Genomic DNA, 8,190 nt, shown 5'->3' on the forward strand with positions numbered 1-8,190 from the left:
GCCGCAGGCCAGCCGATCCGCCCCGGCGGCCAGCGCGCCCAGCGCATCGGCGCGGCGCTGTTCACGGCTGCGGGGATCGTGCTCGCACACCGTGGCCGCTAGCGCCGTCAACCGCTTGTCCAGTGCATGCGCGTCGGGGCTAAGCAGGCTGCCTTCGATGTGTGTGAGGCCGCTGTCGAGATCGGCGAACCAGACCTCACGTTCGGCGTGGCGTTCCTTGCGTCGTCGCACCGCATCCGCGTCGGCCTTGGCCACGATTTTGTCGATGTGGGCGGCCAGCCGGCCCTGAGTCATCGACGGCCAGCGCGGCACCTGCGCGGCCAGCTGGGCGTCGACGACCGCCAGCACGTCGGGGTCGGTGATCAAATCGGTGCGATACACGATCGTTTGAAACGTCCGGAAGTCGATATCGCCGGCTTTGAACACTTCAGCGATTGCCGGTAGCCGCTCGCGCATGGCCCGGGCATAGCGCAGCCGGCTGCCGGCAAGCCCCTGGCTGATCCGCAACGCCGCGGCCAGCTCGGCGGCGACGGCCTCTTCGGTGTCGATAGCCCAGTCCTCGGTGTCCGAACAGCGCGCCAACCGGTAGCCGAACAATTCCCCGATCGTGGCCAACGTCTCAGCGGCAGCCCGGTTCTCGGCCCGCGAGGACGCACAGATTCGATCGAGCAGCGCGGCCGACTCCGACGTTTTCGATGGATAGTGCCGCTCGAACAGCTCATCAAACCGGGCAATCACCTCCGGCTGTGATACGCAACCCTGCGATTGTTCGAACATACATTCGAGTATGCCACGACCCTCCGACATTGATTTTGGGTGCGGCGGGCGATCCCGCGTGGGTGCGGCTGATGATCCCGCTCCTCCTCAGCCCGTTCCGGGCCGCATCGTCGCCGGGCTGGAGCTGATGATCCCGCTCCTCCTCAGCCCGTTCCGGGCCGCATCGTCGCCGGGATAGGCTCTCCCCATGGTTAAGCCCGCCACGCGCCGAAATGTTGGCGCTGTCACCGCATTGGTTCCGCTCGTCGCTTCGGTTGCGCTGTTGAGCGCCTGCAAGCCGAACCAGCCACCGGCGACCGCCCCGGGAACCACGCCGTCAGTCTGGACCGGGTCGTCGTCGCCGTCGGAGACGCAACAAAAGGGTGGGCAGGTGGCACCGGAGAGTCTGACCACCCACCTGATCGCGCCGGGCGGCGCCAAGGTGGCGACGGCCAAATTCGAATTCGCCAACGGCTACGTGACGATCACCCTTGAGACCACCGGGCAGGGCGCACTGACTCCCGGATTCCATGGCGTACACATCCACTCGGTCGGCAAGTGTGAAGCCAACTCGGTTCCCCCGACCGGCGGCGGGGCGCCGGGCGACTTCCTCTCGGCCGGTGGGCATTTCCAGGCGCCGGGGCATCAGGGCGAGCCCTCGAGTGGCGATCTGACTTCGCTGGAAGTCCGCAAGGATGGCGCGGCACTGCTGGTGACCACCACCGATGCGTTCACGAAGGACCAGTTGTTGGCAGGCCAGGGGACCACGATCATGATTCACGCCGGAGCCGACAACTTCGGCAACATCCCGTCGGATCGCTACACCCAGGTCAATGGGACACCGGGCCCCGACCAAACCACGATGTCCACCGGTGACGCCGGCAAGCGGGTGGCGTGCGGTGTCATTGGTGCCGGCTAGCGCGCCAGTCAGCAGGGCAGGGGCCCATATCAACTTTGCCCGCTCACCTCGCCCGACGATCGGCGTGGAGTGGGAGTTCGCGCTCGTCGACGCGCAGACGCGGGACCTGAGCAACGAGGCGACCGCCGTGATCGCCGAGATCGGCGAAAACCCGCGTGTGCACAAGGAACTGCTGCGCAACACCGTGGAAGTAGTCAGCGGCATCTGCGACAACACCGGCCAGGCTATGGAGGATCTGCGCGAAACCCTCGGCCCCGCACGGCGGGTCGTCCGAGACCGCGGGATGGAGTTGTTCTGCGCGGGCGCCCACCCCTTCGCCCAGTGGTCCACCCAGAAGCTCACCGACGCACCGCGTTACGCCGAGCTGATCAAGCGCACCCAGTGGTGGGGCCGGCAGATGCTGATCTGGGGCGTACACGTCCATATCGGAATCTCTTCGGCGCACAAGGTGATGCCGATCATGACCTCGCTGCTCAACTACTACCCGCACCTGCTTGCGCTGTCGGCCTCGTCACCGTGGTGGACCGGCACCGACACCGGATACGCCAGCAACCGGGCGATGATGTTCCAGCAGCTGCCCACCGCCGGCCTGCCGTTTCATTTTCAGACCTGGGCGGAGTTTGAGGGCTTCGTCTACGACCAGAAGAAGACCGGCATCATCGACCACGTCGACGAAGTCCGTTGGGACATAAGGCCTTCACCGCATCTTGGCACGCTCGAGGTGCGAATCTGCGATGGTGTGTCGAACCTACGTGAGCTGGGTGCGTTGGTGGCGTTGACGCATTGCCTGGTGGTCGACTTGGACCGTCGATTGGAGGCCGACGAGTCGCTGCCGAGCATGCCCCCTTGGCACGTGCAGGAGAACAAGTGGCGCGCCGCGCGTTACGGGCTGGATGCGGTCATCATTCTCGACGCCGAAAGCAATGAACGGCTAGTCACCGACGACCTGCCCGACCTGCTCAACCGCCTGGAGCCGGTTGCCAAGTCGCTGCACTGCGCCGACGAGTTGGCCTCGGTGGCCGATATCTGGCGGGTGGGCGCGTCGTATCAGCGGCAGCGACGGGTCGCCGAGGAGAACGACGGAGACCTCCGCGCTGTTGTCGACGCGCTGGTCGGTGAGCTGGATATCTAATGGCGACAGCCGTTGCGATGGCGATGTTTCCACTCCAGTCGGCGCTGCTGCCCGACGAGGATCTTCCGATGCAAATCTTCGAACCGCGCTATACCGCGCTGGTACGGGATTGCATGCGCGACGAAGACCCTCGTTTCGGTGTCGTGCTGATCTCTCAGGGCCGCGAGGTCGGCGGCGGCGATGTGCGCTGCGACGTCGGGACGGTGGCCAGGATCACCGAATGCGTGGATCTTGCTGGCTCGGGCCGATTCATGCTGCGTTGCCGGACGGGCGAACGGATCCGGGTATGCGACTGGTTGCCCGACGATCCCTACCCGCGGGCCATGGTGCAGACCTGGCCGGACGAGCCCGGCGAACCGGTGACCGCAGGCCAACTGGAAGAGCTCGAAGACCGGGTGATGGCCTTATTCGAGCGGATCGCGGCGGCACGGAACTTTTCGTTGGCTGAGCGGTCTGTGGTGCTAGGTACCGACGCTGACACCGTCGATGCCGGCATGCGGCTGTACGCACTGGCGTCGCGTATTCCGATCGGCGCGGCGGACCGCTACTCGGTGCTGGCCGCACCGTCCGCGGCCGAACGGCTTGCCGCGCTGAGCGAGGCGGTGGATTCCGTTGCCGCGGTGGTCGAATTTCAGCTCTCGGAGTAATCCGCTAGATAAGGCCCCTGGGCATGTTGAGCCGGCCCTCGATGAACACGCTGCGCGGGGCGAGGTTCGCGAGGTCGCCCTCGGGCGGCCGGTCGTAGCGTTCCATCAGCTTCAGCGTCTCGATCGCGGTGACCGCCCAGCCGTGTTCGGCCAGCCATCGGGTCAGGTCGGTGCGCTCTTCGATGAACCACAGATCCGAGGTATCCGGCAGGGCTTGGCGGCGCTGCTCAAGGTAATCCGGGTCGAAGAAGCTCGGGCTCAGCGCCTCGACGGCGATCCGGCTGTCGGGGGCACTGAGCGTCACGATCCGCTCGAACAACAGATCCTGTCCGGCGGCCGGCAAGTAGGGCAGCAGCCCTTCGGCGGACCACGCCGTCGGCGTCGACGGATCAAAACCAGCCTCGCGCAAGGCCGTCGGCCAATCCGCCCGCAGATCGATCGGCACCGCCTGATACCGGGTTGCCGGTCGAGCGCCCCGTGCTTCCAGCGTGTCCGCCTTAAACGCCAACACTTGTGGCTGGTCGATCTCATAGACGACGCTGCCGTGAATCCACGGCAGCCGCCAGGCCCGGGCGTCCAGGCCTGCGGCCAAAATCACGGCCTGCTCGATGCCATTGGCGCCGGCGGCGATGAAGTACTCGTCGAACCACTTGGTGCGCACCGCCGCGTAGCCCCTGATGATCGGCAGCCGTTTGGCTATCACCGACGGATCCCAGCCGCGTTGGGTTGCGGCTTCGACGAAGAACTCCGCATAGCGGTCGGTGAACAGGGGACAGTCGCAATCGGATTCAGCGGCGCGCACCATGGCCACACCGAGCGCCGTTGCGCCGACGCTCTCGGTGATGTCCCAGCTGTCGTCGCGAGTCCGTGCCATAAGACCAGGCTAATGAAGTTGGAAAGCACGCGCTTAGCCCGAGGTGGCGTGGTGTACTTCGACGCGTGGGCAGCGATGTGCTGGTTGACGTTAACGCGGGTGTGGCGGTGCTTACATTCAATCGCCCCGAGCAGCTCAACGCCTATACCGCTGAGATGGGCACGCTGCTGAGCCAGGCATACCGGCGCTGCGACGAGGACGACGACGTCCGGGCCATCGTGCTCACCGGTGCGGGCCGGGCCTTCTGCGCCGGGGCGGATTTCACGGGCAGCGCATCGCCGTTCGACGCCCCTGCGGAAGACGCCCCATTCTCCGCGTCGCCGATCGACCCGGCCGCATTCGAGCTGCGCAAACCGGTGATCGCCGCGATCAACGGCCACGCCATTGGCATCGGGCTGACCATCGCGCTGCAGGCAGATATCCGAATCATCGCCGATGACGCCAAATACGGTGTGGTGCAAGTCCGCCGGGGCGTGATACCGGACTGCATGTCGCACTGGACACTGGCACATCTGACAAACCTCGGAGTGGCCGCCGAGGTGCTACTCACCGGACGCACCTTCAATGGGGCCGAGGCCGTCGTGTTCGGTGTCGCTAACAAATCGCTGCCCGCTGGACAGGTGTTAGACCACGCTTTGGAGATGGCCCGCGACATCGCGACCAACGTCGCGCCGATGTCGGCGGCGTTGTGCAAGCGACTGCTGTGGGACAGCGCGATCAACAGCTATACCCCGCGACAGGTTGCGTCGCTGGAAACGCGGCGGCACCATCGGGTGATGGGCAGCGACGACGCGCGTGAAGGAGTTACCGCCTTCCTCGAACGGCGGTCGCCGAGGTTTAGCGCGCAGCTCTCGGCGGACTGGACGCCCCTGCCAGAACCTGAGCCGGAGCCGTGAGCGTGCACATCGACGTGATCGCAGACGGACTGGGCTTCACCGAGGGGCCGGTGTGGCTTCCCGATGACCGAGTGGCGCTGACGTCGATCAGTCATGGTTGTGTCTACATCGTCGACCCGCGCGACGGTGCACTGGAACGCATCGACACCGGTGGCGGGCCAAATGGCTTGGCGTGCAGCGCCGACGGCACGCTGTATGTGGCGCAAAACGGCGGTGTCTGGGGCGCAAGCGGTTCCGCCGAGCCGGGCGTTCAGGTGATCACCGACGGGCGCGTCGACTACCTCGTCGAGGGGCTGGGAGCGCCGAATGATCTGACCTTCGGTCCGGATGGGCGGCTGTGGATTACCGACACTCGCGGGGAGTTCGACATCAGCACTCCCGGCGCGGGGCTGCCCGGCCACGTGTATGCGACCGACGTGGTCTCGGGTGACACCCAACAGGTCATCGACGATGGACCGGTGTTCATCAACGGTCTGGGCTTTGACCGCGACGGCTCGAGATTGCTTGTGACAGCAACGCTGTCGTCGCAGTTACTGTCCTACGACACCAGCGCATACGGTCCGCCCGAGATTGTGCACACTTTCGCCGACGGCTGGCCCGACGGCATGGCGGTGAGCGCCCACGGCGACTACTGGGTTGCGCTGACCGGCGCTGACCGCATCGACGTCGTCGACGCGTGGGGCCGGCGCGTCGCGGAAATCGCGTTGCTGGCCGGATCGCTACCCACCAACGTCTGCATCGGCGGGAGGCGGTCCGATGAGCTGTTCGTCACCGCCGCTCAGAGCCAGAGCCTGCTGAGAATTCTGTTCGACGGTGAAGTTCCTCCGCTTAGTTACCGTTGATCATCCGGACAGCAGCTCTGCCGGCGCGACCGCAAGGTTGGGTAGGTTGGTCTCCAAGGAATTCGTCCGGTCGACGGTCCAGTTGACGATGCCGCCGGACAACACGCCAACAATGATGTCCGCCAACGTTTCTGCGTCGTGTCACCCTTTGGTCCGGACGAAACTCCCGGTATACGGTTGAGGATCACCGTTCCGTGGCGAAGTCGCGCAGCGCGGCCAGCTGAACGGGATCCAATGAGGGGCGGACGGTTTCGCGTGCGGCAGCGACGTCGGCGGCGGTGATCTCGGCGGCGTCGACCGAGCGCCGCATCGCGGTAAGCGCAGCCTCACGTAGCAGTGCCACGCAATCTGCGGCGCTATAGCCGTCCAGGTCGGCCGCCAGCGCGGTCAGGTCAACGTCGCGCAGCGGAACCGACTTGCCTGCGGTGCGCAAGATGTCCAGGCGGGCTTGTGCGTCGGGCGGTTCGACGAACACCAGCTTCTCCAGTCGGCCGGGGCGCAACAGCCCCGGGTCGATCAGGTCCGGCCGGTTGGTGGCGCCGATCACCACGACGTCGCGCAGCGGCTCGATACCGTCGAGTTCGGTGAGCAGCGCGGCGACCACCCGATCGGTGACGCCGGAGTCAAAGCTCTGACCACGCCGCGGCGTCAGCGCGTCGACCTCGTCGAGAAATATCAGCGACGGAGCGGAATCGCGGGCTCGGCCGAACAGTTCGCGCACCGCCTTCTCCGACGAGCCGACCCATTTGTCCATCAGCTCAGAGCCTTTGACCGCGTGCACCGAAAGCCGTCCGGTGCTGGCCAGTGCGCGCACCACAAAGGTCTTGCCGCAGCCTGGCGGCCCGTACAGTAGCACCCCGCGCGGCGGCTGAACCCCGAGCCGGGCAAAGGCATCCGGATGCTGCAGCGGCCACAGCACCGCTTCGGTCAGTGCCTGCTTGGTGGTGGTCATGTCGCCGACATCGTCGAGCGTGATGGAGCCCAGCGTCACCTCGACTGCGGCCGAGCGCGACAGCGGCCTGATCACGGTAAGCGCACCGAGCAGGTCGTCCTGGGTCAGCTTCGGCGGTGTGCCGTCGGAGCTGGCTCTGGCTGCCGCGCGCAATGCCGCCTCGCGGATCAGGGCGGCGAGATCGGCGACCACGAAACCCGGTGTGCGATCGGCGATCTCGCCGAAGTCGATATTCTCGGCGGGCACCGGCTTCAGTAGTCCCTGCAGCAGTGCCGTGCGAGTGGCCGCGTCGGGCAGGCTCAGCACCAGCTCGCGGTCGCACAGGTCCGGCGCGCGCAGCCGCGTGTCGAGGTTCTCCGGCACCGACGACGTGACGATGACCGCGACCTGCGGGGCCGCGATCGCCTTGCGCAGTTCGGCCAGGATCAGCGTCGCCACTGGTTCTCCCACGGCGGGCAGCAGCGCGTCGATGTCGCCGATCAGTAGTACTCCACCGCCATCGCAAACATCCGCCGCCGCCGAGGCCACCCGCTTGAGCCGGTCGTCGGCGGTCAGCGCGCCGACCTCCGGACCGTCGAGCTCCACCTGCCGTCGGCCCGCGCAGACGGCGCGCACCAGCGTGGTCTTGCCGACGCCGGCCGGACCCGATACCAGGACGCCCAAATTCGTTCCGGCGCCGAGGGTTTGTAATAGGTGCGGCTCATCGAGTGCGAGCTTGAGCCACTCGGTCAGTTTCGCTGCCTGCGCGCTGACGCCCTTGAGGTCGTTGACCGTGACCGGTGACGTCGTGGCGCCGGCCTGCTTTGACGCCGGTGTCGCGACGTGCCGGTCGGTATCTGCAGCCGGGACACCAGTTCCCCACGTCACCAACGAGTTCGGCTGCACACTCACCGGCCCGGCGGGATCGACACCGGTGACAGTCAACAGCTCCGAGGTCCAGCTGATGCCGACCGCCGACGCGAGCAGTGCGGCAGCTGCCCTGGCGCCAGGTTGAGTCGAGGTGCCCGGTCCCAGGTCGCGCGGCAGCAGCGAGACCGCGTCGCCGACGGTCAACACCTTGCCGAGCAGGGCCTGCCGCAGGGTGGGCGGGGGAACCGATTGACTGGTCATCGCCGAGCCGCTCAAGGTCACCGACCGGGCGCCGTACACCGTCGCGGCGGTCACGATCACAG

9 protein-coding genes are annotated in these 8,190 nt (G+C 66.5%); 5 read left to right on the forward strand and 4 right to left on the reverse strand.

Annotation, left to right across the window (positions count from 1 at the left end):
• Positions 1 to 777, reverse strand: a 777-nt coding sequence (locus WAN71_RS07205; protein WP_422224676.1) for a DUF222 domain-containing protein, incomplete at its 3' end; no start/stop codon positions are given.
• 187 nt (positions 778 to 964) lie between these two features.
• Between WAN71_RS07205 and sodC the strand changes: the two genes are divergently transcribed.
• The 3 genes from sodC to WAN71_RS07220 are packed head-to-tail and all read left to right on the forward strand — an operon-like array spanning position 965 to position 3,454.
• Positions 965 to 1,675 carry a superoxide dismutase[Cu-Zn] gene (gene sodC / locus WAN71_RS07210; protein ID WP_422224677.1) on the forward strand — a complete coding sequence of 237 codons (711 nt, stop codon included), beginning with the start codon at positions 965 to 967 and terminating at the stop codon, positions 1,673 to 1,675.
• Entirely contained in the window at positions 1,656 to 2,807 is a 1,152-nt protein-coding gene (locus WAN71_RS07215) for a glutamate--cysteine ligase (RefSeq protein ID WP_422224684.1), read from the forward strand. Before sodC ends, WAN71_RS07215 begins: the two co-directional genes overlap by 20 nt.
• A complete protein-coding gene (locus WAN71_RS07220) occupies positions 2,807 to 3,454 on the forward strand; it encodes an LON peptidase substrate-binding domain-containing protein (protein ID WP_422224678.1) in 648 nt (215 codons plus the stop codon). Before WAN71_RS07215 ends, WAN71_RS07220 begins: the two co-directional genes overlap by 1 nt.
• Before the next feature lie 4 nt (positions 3,455 to 3,458).
• Here WAN71_RS07220 and WAN71_RS07225 read toward each other — a convergent pair whose 3' ends face one another.
• Positions 3,459 to 4,328: an SAM-dependent methyltransferase gene (locus tag WAN71_RS07225; protein WP_422224679.1), complete on the reverse strand. Its 870-nt coding sequence runs from the start codon at positions 4,326 to 4,328 to the stop codon at positions 3,459 to 3,461.
• Positions 4,329 to 4,393: 65 nt separating this feature from the next.
• Here WAN71_RS07225 and WAN71_RS07230 point away from each other — a divergent pair, with 65 nt between their 5' ends.
• On the forward strand, positions 4,394 to 5,224 hold the full coding sequence (locus tag WAN71_RS07230) for an enoyl-CoA hydratase-related protein (RefSeq protein ID WP_422224680.1): 831 nt from the start codon (positions 4,394 to 4,396) through the stop codon (positions 5,222 to 5,224).
• Entirely contained in the window at positions 5,221 to 6,066 is an 846-nt protein-coding gene (locus WAN71_RS07235; RefSeq protein WP_422224681.1) for an SMP-30/gluconolactonase/LRE family protein, read from the forward strand. Before WAN71_RS07230 ends, WAN71_RS07235 begins: the two co-directional genes overlap by 4 nt.
• Here WAN71_RS07235 and WAN71_RS07240 read toward each other — a convergent pair whose 3' ends face one another.
• Positions 6,067 to 6,192, reverse strand: a complete 126-nt coding sequence (locus tag WAN71_RS07240; RefSeq protein ID WP_422224682.1) for a hypothetical protein — start codon at positions 6,190 to 6,192, stop codon at positions 6,067 to 6,069. It lies immediately after the preceding gene.
• A gap of 58 nt (positions 6,193 to 6,250) precedes the next feature.
• A partial coding sequence (locus WAN71_RS07245) for an AAA family ATPase (protein WP_422224683.1) occupies positions 6,251 to 8,190 on the reverse strand: 1,940 nt, incomplete at its 5' end.

Origin of the sequence: Mycobacterium sp. (assembly GCF_049280035.1) — a bacterium.
In the GTDB taxonomy this organism is placed as follows: domain Bacteria; phylum Actinomycetota; class Actinomycetes; order Mycobacteriales; family Mycobacteriaceae; genus Mycobacterium.